Below are 23,400 nucleotides of genomic sequence, written 5' to 3'. Positions count from 1 at the left end.
TGACAAAACCCATCTGCCCAAGGCTTTATTGTGGGCAAGCTATTAAATTACTATTAAGTTACAGTTTGTTTATTTGCTATGCGTTTGGAACAGTTACAGGCATTTTTGGCGATCGTGGAGGCGGGGAATTTTCAGCAAGCAGCCCAAAAGTGCGGGGTAAGCCAATCAACCATCAGTCGTCAAGTCCAGTCCTTGGAAACAGCTTTGGGAACGTCGCTATTTCATCGTCATGGCAATGCCAAACTTACCTTGGGTGGCGATCGCTTTTTACCCCATGCCAAAAAAATCTGCCAAGTTTGGGCGATCGCTGAGCAGGAATTACAGGAATTGCAGACAGGTAAACAAACAGAGCTTTGTGTCGCAGGGATTCCCTCCGCCTGTGCCTACCAGCTACCACCAATCTTACAAGCGTTTTCTAAAGACTATCCCCATGTGCAGTTGCGGGTAACGACCCTCGGCAGCGATCGCGCCCTCAAGGTTTTAAAGGACGGCTTGATTGACATTGCTATTGTCATGAATAGCCCCTATTTGGCGACCAGTGCCGAAATGGTGGTGGAACCCTTATACGAAGAGATAATTCAATTGCTATTACCCGCTAAACATCCCCTTACCAAAAAAGAACGGCTAACATGGAAAGACCTGCACCATTGCCCACAGGTAGTTTTTAAAGATGGCTATGGTTTACAGAGGCTAGTGCAAGAGCAGTTTAACCGCCAAGGTTTGCATCTCAACTCCGCTTTAGAGCTCAACTCCCTTGATGCTTTTCGGGGAGTGGTCAAGCAGGGCAGTTTAGTGGCATTGCTGCCCGAAACTTTTTTGGCAGAGTTAAGCCACGATCGCGACCTTGTGGTGCGCTCCTTGCACGATCCTTGTCTCACCCGTGAAATTGTGCTAGTCACCACCAGCGATCGCATCCAAATTCCGCCAATCCAACATTTTTGTAAACTAGCAACAGCGATAATCAAAAATTATCGCGCTAATTATCACGATTCATCCGCCCCCAAAAACTAGCCCTAAGATCATGAGTAAAGAATTTCGAGAATTTTTGCGTAAGGTGGGCAGTGGAACCCATACCAGTAAAAGCCTCACGCGCCAAGAGGCAGAAATGGCGACAATCATGATGCTCAAGGGAGAGGCAACCCCTGCTCAAATTGGCGCTTTTATGATCGCCCATCGCATCAAACGCCCCACTAGTGAAGAATTGGCAGGAATGTTAGATGCTTACAAATTGTTAGGTGCAAGCATAGCGCCGATCGCCCATGAGCGACAGGTACTAGTATTCGGCTCCCCCTACGATGGCAGATCCAAAACTGCACCCGTTAGTCTTGCCACATCGCTCGTATTGGCGGCGGCAGGAATTCCTGTACTGCTGCATGGCGGCGATCGGATGCCCACCAAAGAAGGAATGCCACTAATTGACATTTGGCAAGCCTTGGGGATCAATTGGCGGGATCGGGCGATCACTGATTTACATAAAGCCTTAGAACAGCAGCATCTTAGTTTTGTCTATTTACCGCAGCATTTCCCACTAGCACAGTCCCTCGTTCCCTATCGCGAACAAATTGGCAAGCGCCCCCCTTTCGCCACCCTTGAGCTAATGTGGTCGCCTTACCAAGGCAACCAATGCATCATTTCGGGCTTTGTGCATCCCCCCACGGAGGTGCATATCCGAGAGGCTTTTGCCATGCACGGCATCAGCGAATTTGTTACCGTCAAGGGTTGGGAGGGCAGCGTTGATCTAGCGCGATCGCGCACTAATATCATTGGCATCAATCACGGGGATCATTTTGAGCGCGTAATTCTCGCGGCATCAAAATATGGCTTTAGTAATCAAGATCCTGCGATCGCCGATGCTGATACCATCGCCAATTACATCACCACAGCCCTCAAGGGTGAGCCATCGGAATACCTCAACTCTATACTTTGGAATTGCGGTTTTTATTTCTGGATTGCGGGATTAGCAACAGATATCAGTCAGGCGATTATTTATGCTCAAGAAATCATTGACAATGGCTTAGCCATGCAGAAATTGCAGGATCTTCAGCGATCGTAAGCGAGTAACCAAATCAAGGTAACAGAAAGATTCTTAAGTAAGTGTCAAGCGCTGTAATTACAGCGTTAAAACTGATAGCGCAGGTTTTTCTAGATTTAATAGATGATCATTGGTGCTAGGCAAATCACAGCGATCTTTGTAAACGCTCAGATCAAACCAGAAGGTACTGCCGATTCCTATTTCACTCTTGATATGGATCGTACTTTGATGCTTTTCGATAATGTTGCGGACGATCGATAAGCCTAAGCCCGTCCCTTCAAGGGTATGCACCTTATCTTCGACCCGATAAAACCGATCAAAAATGCGATCACAGTCTTCCACAGGAATGCCACAACCTGTATCTTCGACTTCAACCCTTACATAGTTGACGATGCGTTGAGGGTGGGTCATGGTTTGATCTTGCCAAGGATAAATGCGGATTGTGACCTTGCCACCTGGTTCCGTAAATTTCAAAGCATTGCCCACCAGATTGGATAGTACCTGCAAGATCAAATCATAGTTGCCCCAGATTCTCTCTAAATCAGGGGTGATCTCATAGCTAAGCTCAATATTTTTAGAAGAAGCATTGAGCTTATAGGTACGCACAGTTTGCTCCACGGTTTCCGATAGATCGATCGCCGTGAAATGATATTGTCGCCCCGACTCTAGACGCGATAGATCTAACACATCATTTACTAAGCGGGTGAGGCGATCGGTTTCATTATTGGCAGTACCCAAAAATTCTTTCTTTTGTTCATCACTGAGATCATCGCCATATTCATGCAAAGTCTCAATAAATGACTTGATATTGAAGAGTGGCGTGCGTAATTCATGGCTGACATTGCTAATAAATCGACTTTGAGCCGCATTTAGCTCCACTTCGCGGGTGATGTCTTGAACTGTGATCGCGATTCCCTTAACGGCATTGCTAGAACTCAAAACGCTAGTAATCCAAATCCGAAAAGCATGGGCAAGCATGGTATCGCCTTTTTCTCCTGTTGCCATGACCCGAAATTCGCCCCCCTCCCGATCGCCCGTGGCAATTTGGGTCAGCGATCGCCCTAGCTCATCGGTGAGGCGATCGGGCAGAATATTGAGAATACTTTTGCCTTTCCAATCATTCTTGACTGGCTCTTGATCCCAGCCCATAATCTTGATCGCCGCAGGATTTGCCAATACAATCCGCAGATCCGAATCGAGCAAGAGCGCCCCATCAGCGATCGTGGAAACCAATGTTTCTAGCTTTGCCTTTTGCGCGGTCAGTTCCTCAATATTCTGCTCATCATAGGTTTTCAGTCGCTCTGCCATCTCATTAAAACTACGAATCAATTCCCCCAATTCTCCGCCAAAGGGCAGATCAATCCTTTGCTTGAAATTACCACTAGCAATATTTTGTACCCCAGCAACTAGTTCGCGCAAAGGTCGTGTAATTGTTACCGAGTTCGACGCGGCTCCTAAAATCACCATTGCCCAGATCGACACAAATACAGCCGTTGTCACATCTAAGGTCAGACTAGAAGAGGCAACAGCCGTGGGGTTAGGATTAATGCCGATCGCAATGATCCCCAACGCCTGTCCGTTGTTTTGTAAATTCACAAAGATATCGGTAACTTCACCCTGCGGCGTGAGGTGCTGACGCACGAGGGGGCGATCAGGGCGCGACATCGGATCTTCAGGTAACTGGATTCGCCGCCTGATGCTGAGGGAATTTTGCACCTCATTGGCAGTAAAAGGAATCCCGTAAAAAATCTCACCGTCAGTATCAGCGTAGAGAATGTAGCGAATACTGGAACTACTATCGTAAAATTCTTTAGATAGACGTGTTAATTCATTGAGATCGTTTTTTGCCACTAATGGGGCAACATTAGCCGCAAGTAGCAAACCCAAATCTTTGCCGAAGCGCGTATCATTGAGGCGAGCATCGGTTTGAATATCGTTGACTGCCCAAAAGGTGACAGCACTCATCAGCAAAGAAACTAACAGCGTGATTAATGCCATTAACTTAGTTTGTACCGAAAACTCCATCCACCATCGTCTAGGTGCTGAGTAAATTTGCAACCAAAAGTTCATCTTTTTTTTACTTTTTTAGTCGTTAGCTATAGTCTTTTTTGAGGCTTTTTCTTAGTTTATTTATAGGCATTGGTGAGACTTTTCGTTTAATATGTGCGATCAAAACGCAAGGATGGGAATCTGAAAATGGATGAGTCAAGCATTGTCAGTGTCTTGCAAGAAGACCTGCAAAACTATAAGGTAAAAACCCAACTTCGCCGCAAGGAATCTCAGCTTCATGTGCTGATTACGCGAGCCGAGGGGGATGACCTCGACTACGGCGCTATCTATGATATTGTCAAGCGCCGCTTTGACACCTTGACAATTGAGGGGGTCGACAGCCTTATTGTATATGGCAGATTAGCAGGTGCAAGGAATCCTGAATGGCAAAAAACAGGAGAAATAAAGCCACCATTACCATTAATTGAGCTAGATCTAGACGATCTAGAGGACATAGGCGATATAGGTAATATTACATTCCCGATCGCTGCTAGTGACTTAGAAATCTCTGCGAGCAAAAATCTTAACCTTGAGCCAGTCAGTCACCAGATTGGCGATCGGGTCGAGGAGCAAGTTAGTGACTTTGGTAATATCGATATTAGCGATCGCGATGATGAATACCATAACTTTAAAAATACAATCACCAAGGATTTAGAAATCGCCGCCAATCTTGATATTTCTGATCTAGATGCCCCATATCCTTCGCCGATCACTACAATTAACCCCAGCTTGCCTAATCCCGATGAGGTTAAGAATAAAACTGCCAATGGTAATTTTGACTTAGCGGCTTTGCAAATTGGAGAGATGGAGCTTAGCAATGCCAACGCCCCATTAGCACTAGATCTCGACTCATCAAAAATTGATTTACCTGAAATTGATAATGACATCACCCTTGGTCAAGATCCTACCAATATAGAGTTAAATGCTGACTTTAATTTTGAAGCCACTACAGTGGCAATGCCTCGTCCACTGCCACCGCCACCCACCAAACACAAAAAAGCTGAGGAGTATGACAAGCACCAAAAAATAGAGTCTGAGCGTCTTACCAAACCACTAGCGAATTTGCCGCTCGTATCGATCGCTTTTGCGACTGGGGCGATCGCTATTTTAGGGATTTGCGGATGGCTGATTTGGGATCGTTCGGTACAGCAGAGTTATCTAGAGGCTGCCCGAAGTCTGGAAAATCAAAATCTCAACCCTGACACAATCAATCAAGTTGATCAACTAATTGCATCGCGCAACCAAATTCAAACAGCGATCGCCCAATTACAGACAATCCCTGATCGCCCTGTCTCGCTCTATGCCACTGCTCAATCAGAAATCGCCAATCTCCAGCCCAGATTGCAAGCCTTTGATCGCAGAGTAGACCTAGAGCAAACCGCCAATAAAAATCTAGAACTTGGCAAAAGTACCACCCTAGAGGCTGCAAAACTAGTATTAAATCCGCCCCACCATTCCAAGGTGTGGAAAGCAGCACAAGTAAAACGCCAAGAAGCGTTAAAAATATTGGCGCAGATCCCGCCAGATTCCCTAATTTATGCCGATGTGCAAGCAAGAATCAAAACCTATCGCAACGAACTCAACCAAATCAGCAAATGGGCTAACATTCAACAACGTGCCGAGTCCCTAGCAGCTAATGTATCCCCCGAAGTGGTCAATCAACTGACACAAATCAAAACCAAAGCCGCCGATAAGTCCCAATTTTTAAATCAATGTCGCCCCTTGTTACAGCGCCAAGTTACGGCATCCGATGCTCAACGCTTGGGAATGTCTTTAGATAATCTCAATGGCTATCTATGTGCGTATTTTTGGGACTAAACTCGAAAGTGAGAATCTGTACGAAGCGGCACTTCTCCTTTTTGATAAAAATCGATAGAAATAATTTTGTGGTGATTAACTTTGATGGCAGATTGGTTGCAACGCACTGAATTATTGATTGGCACAGAGGGTTTGCAGCAACTCCAACAGGGCAATGTGCTGGTGGTGGGCTTGGGGGGAGTGGGTAGCTTTGCTGCTGAGTTTCTTTGCCGCGCTGGTATTGGTAGCATGACGATCGTTGATGGTGATCGAGTTGATCCATCTAATAAAAATCGCCAACTTGTTGCCCTTGATAGTACGGTCGATTTGCCCAAAGCTGACATCATGGCGGCGCGGATGCGGGATATTAATCCCGCATTGAACCTGACAGTAATTAAGGAGTTTTTGACCCCCGATCTAATGATGGACTTGGCAACACCAAGATTTGACTGGGTACTAGACTGCATTGATAGCCTGCAACCAAAGCTTTACTTTTTGGGAGCCGCAGTGACCAATGGCGTGAAGGTGGCAAGTAGTATGGGGGCAGGGGGCAGGGTTGATCCCCAAAAAATTAAGATCGCGCCCATTTTTGAGACGGACTGCTGCCGATTTGCCTATAAAGTCCGTAAGGGTCTGCGTCGGAAGGGGTTCGGCGATGCAAATATTATGGCGGTATATTCTGAGGAGCTTGTCAATCGTGACTCATTACAGTTGACCGATGGTAGTAATTTTAAGCGATCATATTACGGCACAATTTCCTATTTACCCGCATTGTTTGGTATCAACCTCGCCAGTATTGTGATCCGTGACCTAATAAAATAACCAAGTAGGTAAAGCCAACTTGGTTATTTTTAGTTTATTAAGCGAATGGCGGGAATCGAACCCGCAACATCTGCTTGGAAGGCAGGGGTTTTACCACTAAACTACATTCGCATTTGCAGTTACTAATTGTAGCAGCAATTTGCGTAATGTCAAAAAAATATTTTGGCGATCGCAGACTTACTGATTTGTTTAATGATTCCCCTTTGTATTGGCATATACAGAAACTTGCATTTCTCTGAACTTAAATGAACTCGTAACTATGTATTCTGTATACACTCCGAATATGTAGCGATCGCTATGTAGGTAACGATTACTACAAAGTTCCATAGATTTTAGGCAAACTTAAGACTTCAAAGGGCAACAATGCGTCATATTTTTCAAAAAACTTTCCAAAAGCAAGTGGGTAAAATCCTTTTAGCGTTAGCTTCAGCAACAATTGTTGCTGCTTGTAATTCTGCTCCACCGACGAGCGAAACCCCAGCCACTGGAGACAAACCTGCAACTACAGCAACTTCAACTCAGCCAGCCAGTACTGACAAGAAAGAGAAGAAGGATATTCGCGTTCAGTTGCCCTTCTTGAAACAGAGTCTTGACGCTCCGCTAATTTGGGCGATCGAGAAGGGTTACTTTGCCGAAGAGGGCTTGAACGTCAGCTACGAACGTGGCTTTGGTAATGCTGACACCATCAGCAAGTTGGGAACAGGCAAATATGATATAGCTTTTAGCGATATCTACAATGCCATGGAATTTAACGATAAAAATCCCAATGACAAGATTATTGGCGTGGCGATGTACCAAAACAAGGCCCCATTCTCGATTGTCACCTTCAAGGCCAATGGCATCAAGACTCCTGCCGAGCTAGTTGGCAAAAAATTAGGCGCTCCCGCAGGGGATGGTCCGCGTAAACTCTTCCCTCTGTTTGCTAAAGAAGTCAAAATTGCGCCAGACTCTGTGACATGGGAAACAATGGAGCCGAAACTACGCGAAACTTTCCTTTTGCAAGGCAAAGTGGATGCAGTGAGTGGGTTTTATACTTCTATTATTCCTTCTTTGATTAAAGGCGGTAAAACTATGGATGACATCCAAATCTTCTTCTATGATGAATTTGGTATGGATTTCTATGGTAATGGTATTTTGGTTAAAGCAGATTTTGCCGATAAGAATCCTGAAGTAATCAAGGCATTCCTTAAGGCTTATTTCCGTGGTATGCAGGAAGTGGTCAAAGATCCCAATGCTGGACTGGATCTAGTTATTTCTACCGACCAAAGCAAGCTGATGGATCGCGAAGCGGAGAAGTTGCGCCTCAAGTTGGCGATCGAGAGAATGTATGTGACTCCTGAAGTGGAAGCGTCGGGATTTGGTGGCGTAGATATGGCACGCCTAGAGAAGAGCATCACTCAAACAGTTGAGGGTTTCGGTCTGAAGCCCATCAAGGCTGCTGATATCTTCACTGATAAGTTCTTACCTGAAAAGGATAAGCGTTTGGTTCCCCCTGCGGCTGATCGCAAGCCTCTGATGTAAAACTAGCAACTTGATCCCATGTATTGTGGGCGGCGCTCTACGCCGCCCACAATGGCTTTTAGAATACTTTAACATTTCCCCTAAGAATACAAATGGTACAACCTGTAGCTACTGCTTCTGCGGAAGGGACACAACCTTCAAGACCATTGTTAGAATTTGATCGCATCGGTTTAGAATATCCTTTCGGCGATACGATGCGGACGATTATTCAGGAAGTAAGCCTTGATATCCAAGCAGGGGAATTTGTATCCTTTGTTGGTCCTAGCGGCTGCGGCAAAACTTCGATTCTTCGCATGGTTTCGGGACTAAGCCCCACCAAGATTGGTGAATTGCGTTGTCATGGTCAGCCAGTGGTTAAGCCCCTCAAAAATGTGGGTATCGCTTTCCAAAATCCTGTTTTGCTACCTTGGCGGCGCACTATCGATAATGTGCTGTTACCATTGGAAGTCGTGCATCCTTATAAACGCGATTTTAAGGTAAATCACCAGCATTACGTGGAGATGGCACAAAAGCTATTGAGTGCCGTTGGACTAAAGGATTTTCAGCAACAATTTCCCTGGCAACTTTCGGGAGGAATGCGTCAGAGAGCATCCCTATGTCGTTCTTTGATCCATAAGCCCGAAATTCTATTGCTAGATGAGCCTTTTGGCGCTTTGGATGCGTTCACCCGTGAAGAGATGTGGGTGATGTTACAAAACTTGTGGATGGAGGCTCAGTGTATTGGCATTTTAATCACCCATGATTTGCGTGAGTCGGTGTTTCTCTCTGATACGGTATATGTGATGAGTCCGCGTCCTAGTGAAATTGCCTTTAAGTTGCATATTGACTTGCCACGCCCACGCACTTTGGAGATGTGCTTGAGTGATGATTTTGCCCATTTGGCGGCTGAGTTGCGTCGTCATATTCATAAGAATTAATTTGAGTAGTCCAGAAATTTTTTAAAAGCGTTGCAAAGCAGCGCCTTTAAAAAATTTCTGGGTTTTAAGTCAGAGCTTTGCGCTTTATGTAATATCCAAAAATTAATTGAGAGAAAAATTATGCAGGGTGCTGTTGATGGTGTAAGGCGATCGCCTAAGAAATTCGACTTTAATGAATTTCTCAATACAAAGGCGGCAACGATTATTCTCCCCGCGATCGCGACGGTGTTGATGTTTGTAATTTGGGAAGTGGCGGTTTGGGCTTTTAAGATTCAAACTTTCAACTTACCTGCCCCTTCTAAAATTTGGGAAGCAGCTAGGGAATTTGCCCCACAGTTAGCAGAGAATTCGCTGAGAACTGTATGGACTACTTTTGCAGGATTTGCGATCGCTAGTGTAGTGGGTATAGTTCTCGGATTTTTAATTGGCTATTCCCGCTTTATCTATCTCGCTTTTTATCCTTTGCTAGTTGCCTTTAATACGATTCCCAAATCGGCACTCGTGCCACTTTTGGCGGTGTGGTTTGGGGCAAATGCAATTCCTGCGATCGTCACTGCCTTTTTACTAGCATTTTTCCCAATCGCGGTGAATGTTGCCCTTGGCTTAGAAACGATCGAGCCTGAGATGAAGGATGTGATGTATGCTTTAGGAGCTTCCAATTTTGAAATCTTCCTTAAGGTTGGCTGGCCTCACACCCTCCCCTATGTATTCGCCTCTCTCAAAATTGCCGTATCCTTTTCCTTTATCGGTGCGGTAATTGCGGAGTCGATCGCTTCTAATGCGGGGTTAGGTTACTTGATCGTACAGGCGGCTTCTGACTTTAGGGTTGCCCTTGCCTTTGCCGCGCTGATTGCCTTGGCAATTTTGGGGGTGATTCTTTACTCGTTGTTTGTAGTGATCGAGAAAAAGGTGATCTACTGGGCTAGATAAGTATTTAAAGCTAAAAGAAAGGGGAGTCGCGCTATGTGCGACTCCCCTTTCTTTTAAGAACAATATATACCTAATAAAGAAATTAGGGCTTATGCAAATCAGGCAGAACTCGTGGCAATTCATGAATTGTCACAACGTTGTAATAACGGTTTCAAGCTACAGCGTAAGTTAAACAGCTATAAATTCCTGCTGCCATTGTTGAGCAACTTTATCCCAGCCAAACGAATCTTTAAGGGCAAAGGCTTCCTGTGTTAAAGATTCTTGTTTATCAGAACTTATCAACAAGTCTATCAAACCTTCAATAAAAGCATTATTTGTTTGTTCATTGCCAGCAGGTCCTTTGATTCTGACACCTGATTTCACAGTTTCGTCTAAACCCGCATATGTTGTTACTACAGGAATACAACCAGCAGCTTGTGCTTTCCACGCACTAATGCAGAAAATCTCGGCATCTGTATGACAAGGGTAAACCCAGATGCCAGATCTGAATAATTCTTCAACTAGCTGTTTATGACCAACTCTGCCATGTTCATAGACATTTTTTTGATCAAAAAGTTGTAAAAGCCTTTTCTTCTTGTCTGGCAATTGGGGAAACTGATTGATATATGGGGAATTAATTAAAGCATCAATTCCTTGCCAACCATAAAAAATATGCAATTCAACATTTGGGACTTTTTTGAGAACCTGATGCCATTGAGTAAGTAAATTTTCAATACCCCTTGTATAGTCGCTAATTGAAATTAGTCTCGTAGGGTTTCTAACAATTCCTTCTAGATTAAAGTCTCCTAGATTGATACCATTCGTTGTTAACAGTATTTTGTTTTCAGGAATCCAATCTGGGAGAAGTGATTTATGAAATTTAGACAACATAAAAAGCTTGTCAAAGCTTGATAAAAATTCTAAACGCTGAGATTCTTCTATGGGAGGAAATAACTTAGGGTTATCATGCATCCAAACAGCAGTTTTTTTGGCTTTGATCTTCATTTGCATAGGCTGTCGCCAAGCGCGATGACAGATGAATATATTAAAGTTGTCTTGGGGATTAAATTTGTCAACAGATCGGTAAACTACACCGCCATACTCCCCCTCCATGTCACCACATCTATTAAAAACAGTAATCTGGTATCCTAGCTTAACTAGTTCTTGACTTAAGTAAATTACTGCCTCTTCACTGCCCCCAATACCTTTATCTAAAGACAAAGGCGACCAATCTTCCACATAGAAAGGGAAGTTGGAATAAATTACGATTGAATTATTGTCCCAGTTCATTAATCTGCCTTTGAATCACAATTACCTTAAGTTTGATCAAATATATTGCCAGAGGGAAAGATCACACTTCTTCTAGCAGTCTATTGTTTAGCGGTCTAACGGTTTAGTCGAGCCGCACCATCTTAGAAATTAAGCCTATTTTCTCTGATTAGGAACCTAGTGAAAAGCTATTGGGCAACTATTTAACTATTTTATTATATGATGCCGATTTTTACTATAGCTTTCATTGTGCAATCAGCCATGTGCCGCGCCCCTAATTCTTGGGTGAAAAGGGAGTAGCTATCAGTGCGGACTCAAAGGATTAAGATGGTTGGGGGATAATCAGTTAGAGGGTATGGGGCGATCGCTTTGCTATAATCAACAACAGTCAGCCAAAAGTAATCTGTCAAAAGCAATGGTGACAATACCTGTTGAATATCGTCAGTTATTTTTGCACCTTAACGGGGGTAATCAATCCTATGTTCTTATAAAGTGAGTATTGGATAAAAAACAATCGGTCTACAAGCTTGACACGAAAAAAAAAACGATGTAGCTTATCTACTAGTAAGCCTAATTTTTTACATAAATGCAACTATCGAGGAAGAATATCATTATTGCTGTATGTGTGATTGTTCCCGTAATCATGTTAGCCAGCAATCCTTCACGACGACGTTACATGGATTCCAAATTGGACAACGATACATTTGTTCAAGAGATTGCTAAAAGTGTCTGTAGAACCAATTCAATCAGAAGTTCCTCTAGTTATTCAAGGGATTCTATTGAGTCATGTGCATTGGAAGTAGCCAGAGATAGATCAACAATTGAAAGATTCGCAAATCAAAACTATAAGAGAGCCGATGCCCTAGGTGGTTTATTTAGCATTCATGAATTGAGCTTGCGTCAAACTGAAGCCATCACCACAGAGATAACAGATATTGGTGTTTTAGGATTATTCATAAACTTGGGGTTTATTTATCTTCTAGGCATATTTATGGTATTCGCTTTTATTGCAGTTTTAATTGTCATATCGTTTCGTCCTAAAGCGTGGCACAGTACCGAAGAAGATAACATTAAATAAACCTAGTAGATTTACCCATAGAACACATTTGGTATCTTAGGAAGCTTTAGCAATGCACTTAAGCATAAGCTTGATAGGGGTTTAAGCCCCTTGCTTTCCTTACAAATGATTTAGAATTGCTATAGTTGTGATTCGATCGCCGCCAATAACTGCTCCTGAGTCCAATCTTGATATAAATGGGAAGCGATCGCTGCGCCACCTGCACCCACCCCTTCCTTCACAAAGCCCTGTTCGTAGGCACGTAATTGGGGGAATTGGGAATGCTCAAAACTGAGGGCAGTTGCTAACAGGGGAACGTCACCAATGGTTAAAGCAAGATCTACTGTGCTGCCTGTGGGATCTTCCGCCACCCATCGGGTTGTACCGATCGCGATCGCTTCAGGTCGCCAGTCTAAATTTTGCGATAAACTTGGCGGCAAATGCTGCCCAAGGGCGATCGCCCTAGCCAGTGCATAGACCGCTAACATCTGCGTTCCCCCTGCCAATAGCACACCAGCCTCACGACTCGCGGCGATCGCCATGCCTGCGATCACAATTTGCATCGGATCGCCCACTGCCGCCACAACTTCTAAAGGATGAGCATCAGGGCGCAAATTCTGTAACCCTTGCTGCACGATTTCCCGCTTTTGAGCATGGTTGCAGGTGGGATGGGAGCTATTGACCTTCCCTGCGGCATCAATTCCCAATGCGGTGAGAACTGCTAGGGCGGTAGTTGTTCCTCCAACCACGCATTCACTAAGAATCACATACGCCCCCAACCTTGCCAATTTAGTTCCCCATGCCAAGCCATTTTTGAATAATTTTTCTACTATGGGCAGGGGTAAGGCGGCTCCTGTGCTGACACATTGGGCGAGGCTGCCATCTAGGTCGATCGCCTCAATCGTGGGTGCGATCGGTAAACCTGCATTAAAAATCCATAGGGGAATATTTTGGGCGGCAATGACAGCACGGGAAATTAAAACAGGTGAAGCCCCTGCCATTAGGGGCGGTAAGGGAAAGTTAATATTCCGCCCCGTAGCCAGATATTCCGCATCGGCGATCGCCGTAAATTTGCGATCTTCAGGAGTTGCCCCTGCGGCGGAAATATGGGGAATCAAGCCCGTCTCTGTAAAACCTAAAACACAGGCAAAAACTGGCGCTTGATGGCGATAGGTTGCCAACCATTCCTCAGCTTGGCTTAGTTGCGTATAAATCTTGATCATGAAGTTGAGTTTATCGCGCTTGGTATTACGGCTTAGCCTTGCGACAGCGATCGCTACAATACTTCACTTCATCCCAGCACTTTTCCCATTTTTTGCGCCATGTAAAGGGTTTACCGCAAACGATGCAATCTTTACTCGGTAAAAATGATTTATTGCCTTTATGGTTGTTTGGCTGTTTCATAATTAATATTGTAATGCTTTTGAGAAGTCAACAAAAAATAGGCATAAAAGCGTTGCCCTTCAACACTTTTATGCCCTTTCTTGGTTTTAAACTTAAGGTTTAATTGAGATTTTGGAAAGCGGCGAAGGGCAGCACGGCAGCGATCGCCTTGGGAACGGCTCCTGAAACTGCTCCCGTCAAGGCATTAACAGCCATATTCCACAATTTAGCTGGTTCCATATCCACACTGAGCATATTCCAAATTCGCATCACCTCCTCCGTGTGCAGACGATTATCTTCCGTCAGCGCCAAGAGAATGCGGCGGCGAATATACTCACCATCCTTAGAAGTCAAAAACTTGATCCCCATACTCGCGGTGGGAATAAGATCGAATTCACCATCGGACTTAGCGATCGCCAGCAAATTCTCTAGGCGTGACCATTGGAACTTATCATCTTTAAAAAGAACTTCCAAAAGTCTTTGGCGCAGGCTCTCCGACTCATCGGTTAAGAGGCGACGCGCCACATAAGGATAAGCTACCTGCACAATCCTAAATTCAGGATTGAGGCTCAGGGCAACCCCTTCTTGGGTAATTACCGAACGAATGATCAAGGCAAACTTGGCAGGCAAGCAGAAAGGATAATCGTACATTACCTTTGAGAAGCGATCGGTCACAACCTTGAAGTTAAAGTCTTTCACCTTCTCAGACATGATATCCCCTAGTACCGATTCCAAGGCATTGACAATTGGCTTCATTTCGATATTGGGCTGCAAAAAGCCCAGCCTTACATAGTCCTGCCCCAATTCGTCATAGTCCTTATTTAGCAAATGCACCACCGAATCCACCAACTGTTCCTTAGTTTGCAGATCCAATTGATCCATCATGCCAAAGTCAATGTAAGCCATCTTGCCATCGTAGGTGGCAAATAGATTTCCAGGATGCGGATCGGCATGGAAAAAGCCAAATTCTAGTAATTGACGCAAACCAGACATCACACCAATTCGCACCAAGCTATCGGTATCTAGTCCTGCCTCACGAATTTTATCCAACTCATTGAGCTTGATGCCATCGATCCATTCCAAAGTCAGTACCCGATGGCTGCTAAATTGCCGATAAATGCAGGGAACCTTGACATAGGGATCGTCTCGGAAATAACCAGCAAAGCGCTCGGCATTGGTCGCTTCATGGGCATAGTTGATCTCTTCAAATAGCTTTAGCCCAAATTCATCAACGATCGCCTCTAAGCTATTACCCAGATTAAGCGGCAAAATTGGTCCTAGCCAAGCGGCAATCCCGCGCAAGATATACAAATCAAGGGTCAACGTTGGGATTAAGTGGGGGCGTTGCACCTTTACCGCCACATCTTCACCACTGTAAAGGGTGGCACGATAGACCTGCCCTAAGCTTGCGGCTGCTACAGGGTCATCAGAAATATATTTGTAAACTGCACTTACAGGCTTGCCTAACTCTGCTTCAATAATTGCAAAAGCCTGCTCATTGTCAAAGGGCGGCAATTGATCCTGTAATTTGGTTAACTCTTCCAAAAAATCAACCCTTACCAAGTCAGGTCGCGTTGATAGCGCCTGGCCAACCTTGATATAAGTAGGCCCCAAAGCCGTGATCGTGCGCCGCAACTGTTCAGCTAGACGAGGTTGACTGGTGGTGTTGCCCAGTAGGGTATCCCATGCAAAAGCAAGGAAAAAACTAATAGCAAAATAAATTATTTTAAAAATGCGTCCGATCGCCAACCAAGGACGACGACCATAATAGGCGGCGTTGGCTTGTGCATCGTAGCGATTTAATTGCTCAAGAGGATGCTGACTCACGCTGTTAATTACCGTTTTTTAGATCCGATTAACCTATCAGTATACAAAACTACACACACATAATTGTGATTAGGACTCAAATTTATGCCTTGCTACTCTCTGCAAGTAAGTAGCGCTGTCAAAAAGATGTAATAATTTGTAACAGAAATAACCAACGATCGCCCACAACCTCGATCTAACGCTCAAATCTATGGAACCCGAATTAACTAATGCGGAACCCGTCAGTACCGTTGATAGCTCCCAACCTAATCTTGAAAGCAATCTTGAAACTGGCACAGCAACAGAGATCTCAGTAGAGTTACATCGCTATGAATGTGGCGTATGTGGCTATGTCTATGAGCCATCTATTGGTGATATCAAACGTAATATCCCTGCGGGTACGTCCTTTGAAGCGATCGCCCCTGATTGGCGCTGCCCCGTTTGCAACACCAAGAAAAAAGCCTTTGCTGATATTGGTGTTCCTGCTAAACCATCAGGATTTAGTGAAAATCTTGGCTATGGTTTTGGTGTTAACGTGCTGACTCCAGGGCAGAAGAACTTACTTATATTTGGCTCCCTAGCTTTAGCCGTCATCTTCTTTATTAGCCTATACGCATTAGATTAATGCCTTGGCTAGTGCGTATAGGATGTCAATCATTTAACTGCCTTCGCAAAAACCCCACCGAAGTCATTACCAAAATCATTGAAAATTTTTTTGCCCAATTAAACCAATTAATTCTGACCCATCAATTTAGCTAATTCATAAATGTATATGCCAAAAAACATAAAATACCTGCTTAATACTCAACATAATCCCATATTTCCTCAAAAATCCCACCAGTCTTTGGGCAAACTACTAACTAGTTTCTTCTTGAGCCTCTTAGTACTTTGCAGTGCTTGGTTTGGCAATATTCCCCAAGCCCTAGCAAGCGGAGGCAGTTGGCGCAAGATTGAATTGCCTGTGGCAATTACCCCCCTTGATTTGTGGTTTGACAAGGTAAATACCAATCATGGTTGGCTCGTTGGTACTGAAGCCACCCTCCTCGAATCCAATGATGGCGGTAATAGTTGGGAAGAGCGCAAACTTGATCTTGGTGATGGCATCTATCGCTTTTCATCCGTCAGTTTTTATGGTCAGGAAGGTTGGATTACGGGGCAGCCCGCCCTACTGCTCCATACTACCGATGATGGCAAGTCATGGTCACGCATTGGGCTTAGCTCAAAGTTACCTGGCGATCCCTTTGCGATCGTGGCAACAGGTCACAACTCGGCGGAGATGGTTACGGATCTAGGGGCAATCTATAGCACTCAAGACGAAGGGCAGAACTGGCGAGCGCTAGTCACCCAAGCCGTTGGTAATGCGCGTAACCTCAACCGCAGCGATGATGGCCGCTATGTTGCTATTTCTGCCAATGGTAATTTCTATTCAACTTGGAATCCTGGCGATGAGACATGGATTCAACATAATCGAAATAGCTCTAGAAGGGTACAGAATATGGGCTATACCCCCGACAATCGTCTATGGATGCTCAATCGTGGGGGGCAAGTCCAATTTAGTGAGGTTGGTGATTTTGAAACTTGGGGTAAAAAGCTGACTCCTAAGGCAAGCGGCGGTTTTGGTCTGCTAGATTTGAAGTATCAGGATGACAATAACGTATGGATTTCGGGTGGCGGTTCACGGTTGATCCATAGTGAGGATGGTGGTAAGACTTGGACGCGGGATCAGTCAGCAGCCAATGTGGGGGCAAATCTCTATCGGATTTATTTCTTTGCCCGCGATCGCGGTTTTGTTTTGGGACAAAATGGCACTTTGTTAGCCTATACTCCTGAGTAATTTCAGACTGAAAATTCAGACTAAAAAATAAAAAAGCAGTGCATCGCACTGCTTTTTTTCGGATATAGCGGTTTTCATTTTGCCTACGACAAAACGAAAACTCAAAATTCTTACTGGGATTGGCTTTTTGTTTTCACAAGAGTACACACTCATGTGAAAACCGCTATCTAGTGCAGAGGAAATTTGAATTAAGCGCAAGGCTTTGTCATGTTTGTATCATTTTGACTTTCCACTTTCAGACACTAAGGATAGATTAGAAGCAATGACGTTCTAGTTGGTGATATCTATGGCAATTCCGCAGCATTTAACCAAAATCGTTGCCACCATTGGACCCGCCAGCCGATCGCCTGAAGTATTTCGCAAAATGGTGGAGGCAGGTGTCACTGTCGCCCGACTGAATTTTTCCCACGGCAGCTATGCAGATCACGCGAAAACGATCGCCATGATTCGTGCTGTATCCGATGAATTAGATATTCCCATTACGATTTTGCAGGATCTGCAAGGTCCCAAAATTCGGGTGGGCGAACTGTCCGATCAAGGCATTCAACTAGTGGAAGGGCAAACAATTACGCTGCTGCCCATTGATCGCGCTCAAGCAACCGCAACTATTGCCAATGGGATTACCATTGACTATCCATATATTGCCGAAGAAGCCACGATTGGTACACCAATTCTTTTAGCTGATGGCATTTTTGAATTGCGGGTGACGGCGCTCCATGGAAATGCGGTAGATTGCGAAGTGATCAAGGGCGGCTGTCTCACCAGTCATAAAGGAGTAAACTTTCCCACGTTAAATTTGCGTCTTCCTTCGATGACAGATAAGGATCGTCAAGACTTGGCATTTGGATTAGAACATAATGTGGATTGGGTTTCTTTGAGCTTTGTGAGAGAGGCGGCGGATGTGCAAATGCTCAAGTCGCTAATTAATGATTATGGTAAGTCGGTCTCGATCATTGCCAAAATTGAGAAGCCCCAAGCGATCGCTAATTTTGAAGAAATTCTGGCAATTGTTGATGGTGTGATGGTGGCGCGGGGTGATTTGGGTGTGGAGATGCCCCCTGAGAAAGTGCCGATCATTCAAAAACATATCATTCGGCGTTGTAATGAGAACGGCATCCCTGTAATCACCGCTACGCAAATGCTAGAAAGCATGATTCAAAATCCACGCCCCACCAGAGCCGAGGCTAGTGATGTCGCCAATGCGATTTTAGATGGTACTGATGCGGTGATGCTATCAGGGGAGTCGGCGGTGGGTGCATATCCTGTACAAGCGGTGACGATGATGACCAGAATTGCGGCGGAGGTGGAAAAGGATGCCAAGTTTATGAACTATCCAGCCTCTCGCACCGATGAAGTCCATGCCATTAGTGAGGCACTCCATGTGATTGCCGATGTGATTGATTTTCGTTGCATTGTTGCCTTTACTGCCAGTGGTTACACCGCAATTCTTGCCTCTAAGGAACGCTTAAAAACGCCAATTATCGCCCTCTCACCCAATATCCATGTTTACCATCGCCTCAATTTGGTATGGGGGGTCAAGCCGCTATTGTTAGATCAAGAGGTTAGCTCCTTTGAAATGGTAATCGAGCAGGTGGAGGCTTGTCTGTTGGGGCGCAACTTGGCAAGTAGGGGCGATCGCATCCTGATTGTTGGCGGTATTCCCATGAGCATTCAGGGCGGCACAAATTTCATTAAAATTCATGTTCTCTAAAACCCAAAGACTGGTAGCGGCGCTCTGCGCCGCCGCCAGTCTTTGGGGCTAAAAAGCCGACAGCTATAGTAATCAACGCCCAAGGGCATGGAGAGCATTGATCGCATCGGCGCATTTTTGGCTATAAGCCTCAAGGGTGGCGCGATCGCTGCTAGGTGGCGGTGCAATTAAATCACCGATTCTCACGGTCACAGGCTGAAATAATTTAGGAAACCTTGCCCCCTTGGGCAAAATTTTCTCAGTTCCCCAAATACTCACAGGCAAAAATGGCGCTTGGGTTTTGGCAGCAATCATTGCTGCACCTAATTTTGGCTCAGTCACACGCCCATCAAGGGTGCGCGTACCTTGCAAAAATATCCCCGTTGCCCAGCCTTGGTTAATCGAGGCGATCGCCGATCTGATGGCAGCGCGATCGCCTGCCCCCCGTTTGACGGGATAAGCACCAAAAGCAGTAATAGCCTGACTCAACACAGGGATTTTAAACAGTTCTTCCTTTGCCATAAATGCCACAGGGCGACCCATACAACTGCCCACAATCAAAGGATCAAAGTCACTTGCATGATTACTCACCACGATCAAATTGTCTGTCAGTGAGACATTTTCTGCACCATAGATGCGCTCTTGATAAAACAAGTACAAAATTGGTCTGACAACTAACCACTTAAACATCCAATACAAAATCGGGTTGCCATGCTGATCATTGCCCTGTTGCAGCTTGCTAAGAGCATTGGGCTTGTCCGCTTGGTTGTCTAGGTTAGTGTCGAGGCTGTTGTCTTTGTCCATAGGTCTGGCGTATAGGTTTTGATGGAGAGGGCATGGATCGTGGTTTGCATTTGATCGCTGAGGGCGTTGTAAACCATGCGATGTTGCTGCATTATCGTTGTGTCAGCAAAACATTCTGACACAATAATTAGGTCATAATGACCACTGCCCTCAGGCGCATTTTTTCGCCCTTGATGATGCTTATGTTGATCACTGCGATCGGTGATCTCCACAATGGTTGCGCCCAATTTATCTTGCAAGATGGCTTTGATATTGTTGATGGCATCCATATTTTGATTGGTATTGCGACAGTTCTAATTAATTATGCTAAAGACGTAATAAATATAACAATATGAGGAAATCTGTGAATTTGTCGACAAACTTGATTGAGGATAATGTCAAAACTAAGACGATGGTGACATTGGGCGTATTGGCTTCGGGCAGTGGCAGTAACTTAGAGGCGATCGCTGTGGCGATCACCAATGGTGATTTACTAGCACAAATTGCTGTGGTGATTTATAACGAACCCAATGCTTTTGTGCGTCAACGAGCTGAAAAATTCGGTATTCCTGCAATCTTGATTAATCATCGTGATTACAAATCACGTCAAGATCTAGACCGTAAAATCATTGAGGTGCTGCAACAATATCAAGTGGAATTGGTGATCATGGCGGGATGGATGCGAATTGTGACCCAAGTTCTCATTGATGCCTTCCCCGATCGCATCTTGAATATTCATCCCAGTTTACTGCCTAGCTTTAAAGGCAATCATGCTATTGAGCAAGCCTATAACTACGGGGTCAAAATTACTGGCTGCACTGTGCATCTGCTCAGCGTTGAAGTTGACAGTGGGAAAATCCTTAAGCAAGCTGCCGTTCCTGTGCTTGATAGCGATCGCCTAGAAGACTTGCAGACACGAATTCAGGTACAGGAGCATATCATCTATCCACAGGCGATCGCGGAATATATGCGGACTATTTCAAAATAAACTAGAATTGATGCCAGCCCATTCTTGACCTAGATCTGTAGTCATGGGTGCAACTACAACTAGTGGAAAACGCATTTTCCCTAATCGGCTGGGGATTCCTACAACAATTGCAGGTCTGTAGCCTTCTTGCTCTCTACCACTAGGATTTGGGCTAGGAAATTTGGCTGTGACGACATCACCGATTTGTAAAATATGCTCTGTCATGCGCCGATCTCAATTTTCCCTGTTTCGGCGATAAATTTAACGGGTAGCCCTTCTTGCAGTTCTCCTTCTTGCCATTCATAGGGTTCATAATTACCTAAACCTGACAGGTCGCTCTCTAGCCAGTCTGTGTCTTCTTGAGTATGTGAGTTTTCAGTTTGCCATACCAGATAGTTTAAGAAGCTAAGAACTTCTCGCAATTTATCATCAGAGATAATTTCTAAGCGTTGTACTATCTCGCTTTTAATAGTGTTCATACTAAGTTCTTGGATTCACGCTCAAGTTAGTTTTAGTTTAGCAAAACTTAGTAATCAAGCGGATCTCCTTTTGTCATCATCAAGCGCGATCAAGAAATTTCTACTAATTTGCCTTCAATAAATTTATGTAAAATGCTGGAGATAAATAATGGATAGGGAATTCCTTCTGCTAAAGCACGTTTTTGGAGCGATCGCAGGTCTTTCTCCGAAACAGAGATGTTGATTGTACTGTTTTGGGCAAAGGTTGCGGAGGCAATTTGTTTATGCTGCTCTAGTTCTTCCTGCCAGTTGGCTGTTCGAGTGAGGCGATCGCTGTCAAATGCTTCTAGAATTTCTATTTCTTCGGGGTCAAGGTTAATCATGGGTTTCACCTAGATATTTTTTGGTAGCTTTACGACTGGGGATAAATTTTACTCCTTTAGGGGCGATTGCCTTTTGTCATCATCATGCGCGATCGCTAAATATCCCTTAGTATTCACGAATGATAAATGCTGGTGTGCTGGACTTGGGCTGATTTTGCTTTTGGATACGGATTAGGCGATCGCTAAGTTCTGTTGTTTGAGATTGCAAAAAGTCATTGATAAATTTGGCTTGTCCCTGATAGTCGCGATCATCTTTACAAATAATGATGCCACTATGATTCATTCCGCTACGATGTAAATCGATAAAATCATCACGATTAAAAGTAATTAGAATTCGATTTTGATTTGTGGCAAATTTTAGAACTTCAGGATCGGGAATTCCTTGATTTGCTTGTCTTGCTTCGTAGGAGGTGAGTACATCATGACCGTAATCGCGCAGGATTTGCACGATGTCGATCGCAAAGTTTTCGTTGGAATAAAGTCTAGCCAATGATCGCTTCCTCTTGCTCGTATTGATGAGAGGCGATCGCGCGATCGATTTCTTCTTGATGTGTAGTGTAATAGAATCGGGCGTTGCTCAAATCATCTGTTGTCAATGATGGGAAGTTGCGTAAAAGCTCTGGGGTATCGGCTCCTTGTTGTTGGAGTGAGATGATCGTCCAAACGGGGATACGGGTATTGCGGATTCTTGCATGACCTCCACATACGCCGATGGTTTTCTGGATTGCGCGAGATTTTAGTTTTTCTTGCAATAGGGCATATTCGTCTGGTGCAAGGGATTCAATGACTTGGGCTAATGATTCTACTAGTTTTGTATTCATAGCTTGAAATCTATGCTCTCAGATTGATCTCATGTGTTAGTTTAGCTGATGATCGCCTTTTATCATCATCAAGCGTGATCGCTAACAGAGCCTTGCAAACAAAAATAATCGCCTCAAAAGTCAGAATGTAAGTAAGGTAAAGATAGGCGATCGCACCAATAATCTCTACAAATAGAAATCTCTAATTCATCGAAGCCTCGCAAGCAACAAAAATTTCAAAATTATCCCAAATCGGCAAGATAAAGTTAAAATAGTACATGAATTTTAGTAAAAAAGACTAATAGCATATAATGCGAAATCGTAGTCTCATAAAAAAATATTTTTGGATCTTTCCATTACTAATTGCAAGTTTTGCCCTAGTATTGTGGATTATATCTTGGGGTGTTCAAGTTACTAATAACTATGTGAATCTCCAAAATGGGAAAGAAAAATTTGAAGCATCACTAGAAATTAGTAAGGCAATTGTAGGTGGAGTCGGAACATTAGCAACAATTGTAGGTGGAGTTGTTCTATTCCTAAATTTCAGGGTAGCCAATCAAAATTTGAAACTTGCAGAAAGAAAAGCTCAATTAGATGCAGAAAAATCTAAAAAGGATATAGAAATTGCAGAATCACGATTGGCTACTGATCGTTTTTCTAAAGCTGTCGAACAGTTAATAACGTCTAACAATATAACAGTCGTACTATCAGGTATCTATACTTTGTCAACAATAGCGAGAGATTCTCCTGAATATCATTGGCTAGTGATGAAAGTTTTAGCTTCTTTTATTAGAATAAGGCTTCCTGACTATAGCTCCAATCCAGAAGTGTTGAACGATAGAAAATAATCAGAAAAAAGCGCTCCTAATTTGTTAAACTAGAAGCCATAAATTAAAAAAATAATATCTATGATGTTATCCAAC

25 protein-coding genes and 1 tRNA gene are annotated in these 23,400 nt (G+C 44.1%); 13 read left to right on the top strand and 13 right to left on the bottom strand.

The features are described 5' to 3' along the window. Positions 1 to 78 precede the first annotated feature (78 nt). Both H6F44_RS12190 and H6F44_RS12185 read left to right on the top strand, forming a co-directional pair. Positions 79 to 1,011: a LysR family transcriptional regulator gene (locus H6F44_RS12190; RefSeq protein ID WP_190351237.1), complete on the top strand. Its 933-nt coding sequence runs from the start codon at positions 79 to 81 to the stop codon at positions 1,009 to 1,011. A 10-nt stretch (positions 1,012 to 1,021) separates the two neighbouring features. Further along, positions 1,022 to 2,053 (top strand): anthranilate phosphoribosyltransferase family protein, encoded by a 1,032-nt coding sequence (locus H6F44_RS12185; RefSeq protein WP_190351236.1) that lies wholly within the window; start codon positions 1,022 to 1,024, stop codon positions 2,051 to 2,053. Positions 2,054 to 2,110: 57 nt separating this feature from the next. Here the strand turns inward: H6F44_RS12185 and nblS are convergent, their stop codons facing one another. After that, a complete protein-coding gene (gene nblS / locus H6F44_RS12180) occupies positions 2,111 to 4,102 on the bottom strand; it encodes a two-component system sensor histidine kinase NblS (protein ID WP_190351235.1) in 1,992 nt (663 codons plus the stop codon). 126 nt (positions 4,103 to 4,228) lie between these two features. On the opposite strand from nblS, the gene H6F44_RS12175 reads away from it, so the two are divergent. Continuing rightward, the gene (locus H6F44_RS12175; RefSeq protein WP_190351234.1) at positions 4,229 to 5,899 is read left to right on the top strand and encodes a hypothetical protein; all 1,671 of its coding nucleotides are present in this window, start codon (positions 4,229 to 4,231) and stop codon (positions 5,897 to 5,899) included. An 84-nt stretch (positions 5,900 to 5,983) separates the two neighbouring features. After that, on the top strand, positions 5,984 to 6,700 hold the full coding sequence (locus H6F44_RS12170; protein WP_190351233.1) for a tRNA threonylcarbamoyladenosine dehydratase: 717 nt from the start codon (positions 5,984 to 5,986) through the stop codon (positions 6,698 to 6,700). A 40-nt stretch (positions 6,701 to 6,740) separates the two neighbouring features. On the opposite strand, the gene H6F44_RS12165 is transcribed toward H6F44_RS12170, so the two are convergent. Next, positions 6,741 to 6,811 (bottom strand) — tRNA-Gly (locus tag H6F44_RS12165). Between the two features lie 252 nt (positions 6,812 to 7,063). Here H6F44_RS12165 and H6F44_RS12160 point away from each other — a divergent pair. The 3 genes from H6F44_RS12160 (at position 7,064) to H6F44_RS12150 (ending at position 10,068) form a co-directional block, all read left to right on the top strand. Then, positions 7,064 to 8,221, top strand: a complete 1,158-nt coding sequence (locus H6F44_RS12160; RefSeq protein WP_190351232.1) for an ABC transporter substrate-binding protein — start codon at positions 7,064 to 7,066, stop codon at positions 8,219 to 8,221. Between the two features lie 92 nt (positions 8,222 to 8,313). Further along, positions 8,314 to 9,138 (top strand): ABC transporter ATP-binding protein, encoded by an 825-nt coding sequence (locus H6F44_RS12155; RefSeq protein WP_190351231.1) that lies wholly within the window; start codon positions 8,314 to 8,316, stop codon positions 9,136 to 9,138. A gap of 120 nt (positions 9,139 to 9,258) precedes the next feature. Further along, a complete protein-coding gene (locus H6F44_RS12150; protein WP_190351230.1) occupies positions 9,259 to 10,068 on the top strand; it encodes an ABC transporter permease in 810 nt (269 codons plus the stop codon). 168 nt (positions 10,069 to 10,236) lie between these two features. On the opposite strand, the gene H6F44_RS12145 is transcribed toward H6F44_RS12150, so the two are convergent. After that, a complete protein-coding gene (locus H6F44_RS12145; protein WP_190351229.1) occupies positions 10,237 to 11,337 on the bottom strand; it encodes a glycosyltransferase family 4 protein in 1,101 nt (366 codons plus the stop codon). 622 nt (positions 11,338 to 11,959) lie between these two features. Between H6F44_RS12145 and H6F44_RS12140 the strand changes: the two genes are divergently transcribed. Beyond that, on the top strand, positions 11,960 to 12,394 hold the full coding sequence (locus H6F44_RS12140; RefSeq protein WP_190351228.1) for a DUF4359 domain-containing protein: 435 nt from the start codon (positions 11,960 to 11,962) through the stop codon (positions 12,392 to 12,394). 119 nt (positions 12,395 to 12,513) lie between these two features. Here H6F44_RS12140 and cobT read toward each other — a convergent pair whose 3' ends face one another. From cobT to H6F44_RS12125, 3 genes are all read right to left on the bottom strand, one after another. Further along, on the bottom strand, positions 12,514 to 13,596 hold the full coding sequence (gene cobT / locus H6F44_RS12135; RefSeq protein WP_190351227.1) for a nicotinate mononucleotide-dependent phosphoribosyltransferase CobT: 1,083 nt from the start codon (positions 13,594 to 13,596) through the stop codon (positions 12,514 to 12,516). A 25-nt stretch (positions 13,597 to 13,621) separates the two neighbouring features. Beyond that, positions 13,622 to 13,777 (bottom strand): DUF2256 domain-containing protein, encoded by a 156-nt coding sequence (locus H6F44_RS12130; RefSeq protein ID WP_190351226.1) that lies wholly within the window; start codon positions 13,775 to 13,777, stop codon positions 13,622 to 13,624. A gap of 99 nt (positions 13,778 to 13,876) precedes the next feature. Further along, positions 13,877 to 15,583, bottom strand: coding sequence for an ABC1 kinase family protein (locus tag H6F44_RS12125; RefSeq protein WP_190351225.1), 1,707 nt, complete (start codon positions 15,581 to 15,583; stop codon positions 13,877 to 13,879). Between the two features lie 190 nt (positions 15,584 to 15,773). Between H6F44_RS12125 and H6F44_RS12120 the strand changes: the two genes are divergently transcribed. From H6F44_RS12120 to pyk, 3 genes are all read left to right on the top strand, one after another. After that, entirely contained in the window at positions 15,774 to 16,187 is a 414-nt protein-coding gene (locus H6F44_RS12120) for a rubredoxin (protein WP_190351224.1), read from the top strand. A 147-nt stretch (positions 16,188 to 16,334) separates the two neighbouring features. Further along, positions 16,335 to 17,396 carry a photosynthesis system II assembly factor Ycf48 gene (locus H6F44_RS12115; RefSeq protein WP_190351223.1) on the top strand — a complete coding sequence of 354 codons (1,062 nt, stop codon included), beginning with the start codon at positions 16,335 to 16,337 and terminating at the stop codon, positions 17,394 to 17,396. Positions 17,397 to 17,682: 286 nt separating this feature from the next. Continuing rightward, complete coding sequence (gene pyk, locus H6F44_RS12110; protein WP_190351222.1) at positions 17,683 to 19,107, top strand: pyruvate kinase; 1,425 nt, start codon at positions 17,683 to 17,685, stop codon at positions 19,105 to 19,107. Positions 19,108 to 19,179: 72 nt separating this feature from the next. Here pyk and H6F44_RS12105 read toward each other — a convergent pair whose 3' ends face one another. Together H6F44_RS12105 and H6F44_RS12100 are read right to left on the bottom strand one after the other, a co-directional pair. Continuing rightward, positions 19,180 to 19,776, bottom strand: a complete 597-nt coding sequence (locus H6F44_RS12105) for a lysophospholipid acyltransferase family protein (protein WP_242016549.1) — start codon at positions 19,774 to 19,776, stop codon at positions 19,180 to 19,182. An 80-nt stretch (positions 19,777 to 19,856) separates the two neighbouring features. Then, positions 19,857 to 20,159 (bottom strand): BolA family protein, encoded by a 303-nt coding sequence (locus H6F44_RS12100; RefSeq protein WP_190351220.1) that lies wholly within the window; start codon positions 20,157 to 20,159, stop codon positions 19,857 to 19,859. A gap of 122 nt (positions 20,160 to 20,281) precedes the next feature. Between H6F44_RS12100 and purN the strand changes: the two genes are divergently transcribed. After that, positions 20,282 to 20,857 carry a phosphoribosylglycinamide formyltransferase gene (gene purN / locus H6F44_RS12095; protein WP_242016548.1) on the top strand — a complete coding sequence of 192 codons (576 nt, stop codon included), beginning with the start codon at positions 20,282 to 20,284 and terminating at the stop codon, positions 20,855 to 20,857. Here purN and H6F44_RS12090 read toward each other — a convergent pair. The 5 genes from H6F44_RS12090 to H6F44_RS12070 form a co-directional block, all read right to left on the bottom strand. Beyond that, on the bottom strand, positions 20,849 to 21,061 hold the full coding sequence (locus H6F44_RS12090) for a type II toxin-antitoxin system PemK/MazF family toxin (protein WP_190351218.1): 213 nt from the start codon (positions 21,059 to 21,061) through the stop codon (positions 20,849 to 20,851). The genes purN and H6F44_RS12090 overlap by 9 nt on opposite strands. Continuing rightward, complete coding sequence (locus H6F44_RS12085) at positions 21,058 to 21,315, bottom strand: hypothetical protein (RefSeq protein WP_190351217.1); 258 nt, start codon at positions 21,313 to 21,315, stop codon at positions 21,058 to 21,060. Before H6F44_RS12085 ends, H6F44_RS12090 begins: the two co-directional genes overlap by 4 nt. Positions 21,316 to 21,404: 89 nt before the next feature. Further along, complete coding sequence (locus H6F44_RS12080) at positions 21,405 to 21,677, bottom strand: antitoxin (protein ID WP_190351216.1); 273 nt, start codon at positions 21,675 to 21,677, stop codon at positions 21,405 to 21,407. A gap of 106 nt (positions 21,678 to 21,783) precedes the next feature. Next, positions 21,784 to 22,167, bottom strand: a complete 384-nt coding sequence (locus H6F44_RS12075) for a DUF5615 family PIN-like protein (RefSeq protein ID WP_190351215.1) — start codon at positions 22,165 to 22,167, stop codon at positions 21,784 to 21,786. Beyond that, on the bottom strand, positions 22,160 to 22,498 hold the full coding sequence (locus tag H6F44_RS12070) for a DUF433 domain-containing protein (RefSeq protein ID WP_190351214.1): 339 nt from the start codon (positions 22,496 to 22,498) through the stop codon (positions 22,160 to 22,162). Before H6F44_RS12070 ends, H6F44_RS12075 begins: the two co-directional genes overlap by 8 nt. A gap of 290 nt (positions 22,499 to 22,788) precedes the next feature. On the opposite strand from H6F44_RS12070, the gene H6F44_RS12065 reads away from it, so the two are divergent. Continuing rightward, on the top strand, positions 22,789 to 23,325 hold the full coding sequence (locus H6F44_RS12065; RefSeq protein WP_190351213.1) for a hypothetical protein: 537 nt from the start codon (positions 22,789 to 22,791) through the stop codon (positions 23,323 to 23,325). Positions 23,326 to 23,400: the final 75 nt, after the last annotated feature.

This window comes from Pseudanabaena cinerea FACHB-1277 (assembly GCF_014696345.1).
Classification (GTDB): Bacteria; Cyanobacteriota; Cyanobacteriia; order Pseudanabaenales; family Pseudanabaenaceae; genus Pseudanabaena; species Pseudanabaena cinerea.
The sequence above is the reverse complement of the archived record's forward strand: the minus strand, read 5'-3'. Positions and strand labels throughout refer to the sequence as shown.

Bases quoted from the DNA above. Each gene is read 5' to 3' on its own strand.
- H6F44_RS12190 (WP_190351237.1), top strand. From the start codon at position 79: ATGCGTTTGGAACAGTTACAGGCATTTTTGGCGATCGTGGAGGCGGGG.
- H6F44_RS12185 (WP_190351236.1), top strand. From the start codon at position 1,022: ATGAGTAAAGAATTTCGAGAATTTTTGCGTAAGGTGGGCAGTGGAACC.
- nblS (WP_190351235.1), bottom strand. From the start codon at position 4,102: ATGAACTTTTGGTTGCAAATTTACTCAGCACCTAGACGATGGTGGATG.
- H6F44_RS12175 (WP_190351234.1), top strand. From the start codon at position 4,229: ATGGATGAGTCAAGCATTGTCAGTGTCTTGCAAGAAGACCTGCAAAAC.
- H6F44_RS12170 (WP_190351233.1), top strand. From the start codon at position 5,984: ATGGCAGATTGGTTGCAACGCACTGAATTATTGATTGGCACAGAGGGT.
- H6F44_RS12160 (WP_190351232.1), top strand. From the start codon at position 7,064: ATGCGTCATATTTTTCAAAAAACTTTCCAAAAGCAAGTGGGTAAAATC.
- H6F44_RS12155 (WP_190351231.1), top strand. From the start codon at position 8,314: ATGGTACAACCTGTAGCTACTGCTTCTGCGGAAGGGACACAACCTTCA.
- H6F44_RS12150 (WP_190351230.1), top strand. From the start codon at position 9,259: ATGCAGGGTGCTGTTGATGGTGTAAGGCGATCGCCTAAGAAATTCGAC.
- H6F44_RS12145 (WP_190351229.1), bottom strand. From the start codon at position 11,337: ATGAACTGGGACAATAATTCAATCGTAATTTATTCCAACTTCCCTTTC.
- H6F44_RS12140 (WP_190351228.1), top strand. From the start codon at position 11,960: ATGTTAGCCAGCAATCCTTCACGACGACGTTACATGGATTCCAAATTG.
- cobT (WP_190351227.1), bottom strand. From the start codon at position 13,596: ATGATCAAGATTTATACGCAACTAAGCCAAGCTGAGGAATGGTTGGCA.
- H6F44_RS12130 (WP_190351226.1), bottom strand. From the start codon at position 13,777: ATGAAACAGCCAAACAACCATAAAGGCAATAAATCATTTTTACCGAGT.
- H6F44_RS12120 (WP_190351224.1), top strand. From the start codon at position 15,774: ATGGAACCCGAATTAACTAATGCGGAACCCGTCAGTACCGTTGATAGC.
- H6F44_RS12115 (WP_190351223.1), top strand. From the start codon at position 16,335: ATGCCAAAAAACATAAAATACCTGCTTAATACTCAACATAATCCCATA.
- pyk (WP_190351222.1), top strand. From the start codon at position 17,683: ATGGCAATTCCGCAGCATTTAACCAAAATCGTTGCCACCATTGGACCC.
- H6F44_RS12105 (WP_242016549.1), bottom strand. From the start codon at position 19,776: ATGTTTAAGTGGTTAGTTGTCAGACCAATTTTGTACTTGTTTTATCAA.
- H6F44_RS12100 (WP_190351220.1), bottom strand. From the start codon at position 20,159: ATGGATGCCATCAACAATATCAAAGCCATCTTGCAAGATAAATTGGGC.
- purN (WP_242016548.1), top strand. From the start codon at position 20,282: ATGGTGACATTGGGCGTATTGGCTTCGGGCAGTGGCAGTAACTTAGAG.
- H6F44_RS12090 (WP_190351218.1), bottom strand. From the start codon at position 21,061: ATGACAGAGCATATTTTACAAATCGGTGATGTCGTCACAGCCAAATTT.
- H6F44_RS12085 (WP_190351217.1), bottom strand. From the start codon at position 21,315: ATGAACACTATTAAAAGCGAGATAGTACAACGCTTAGAAATTATCTCT.
- H6F44_RS12080 (WP_190351216.1), bottom strand. From the start codon at position 21,677: ATGATTAACCTTGACCCCGAAGAAATAGAAATTCTAGAAGCATTTGAC.
- H6F44_RS12070 (WP_190351214.1), bottom strand. From the start codon at position 22,498: ATGAATACAAAACTAGTAGAATCATTAGCCCAAGTCATTGAATCCCTT.
- H6F44_RS12065 (WP_190351213.1), top strand. From the start codon at position 22,789: ATGCGAAATCGTAGTCTCATAAAAAAATATTTTTGGATCTTTCCATTA.